The sequence below is a fragment of the Mycetohabitans sp. B2 genome (genome assembly GCF_021733735.1).
GTDB classification, from domain to species: Bacteria; Pseudomonadota; Gammaproteobacteria; order Burkholderiales; family Burkholderiaceae; genus Mycetohabitans; species Mycetohabitans rhizoxinica.
This window is the reverse complement of sequence record NZ_JAHKSP010000183.1, coordinates 1-369: the sequence shown is the minus strand read 5'-3', so window position 1 is coordinate 369 and position 369 is coordinate 1. Positions and strand designations below refer to the sequence as shown.

The 369-nt window shown below is 63.7% G+C and carries 1 protein-coding gene; it reads right to left on the bottom strand.

The genetic code is table 11. The features are described 5' to 3' along the window. On the bottom strand, nt 1–369 hold a 369-nt coding region (locus KPG66_RS18260), incomplete at both ends, for a condensation domain-containing protein (RefSeq protein WP_237071676.1).

Here is a 369-nt window from a genome sequence, read left to right as displayed (position 1 = left end):
GCAGATCGTGCCAGTGCAATGGCACGCCCGTGTCGGCCGGCAATAGCCGCACCTGCGGCTGACCATCAACGCTCACAAACGTCGAGCGCAACGCTTCATGGCGAGCGAAGAGCGCATCCAATGCCTGTTGCCACGCAGCCCGATCGAAAGGCCCGCGCACACGCAGCGCAAACGGCATGTGATAAGTATCGCTGACGCCGTCGAGCTGTGCGAGAAACCAAAGCCGTTGCTGCGCGAACGACAGCGGCAAATCGCCTTCGCGCGAGACCGGCGTGATCTCAGGCAGCGCACTGGTTTGCTGGTTCAGCTGCGCACTCACCGCCGCCGCAAACGCAGCCAGCGTCGGCGACGCAAATAGGCTCGTCAGCG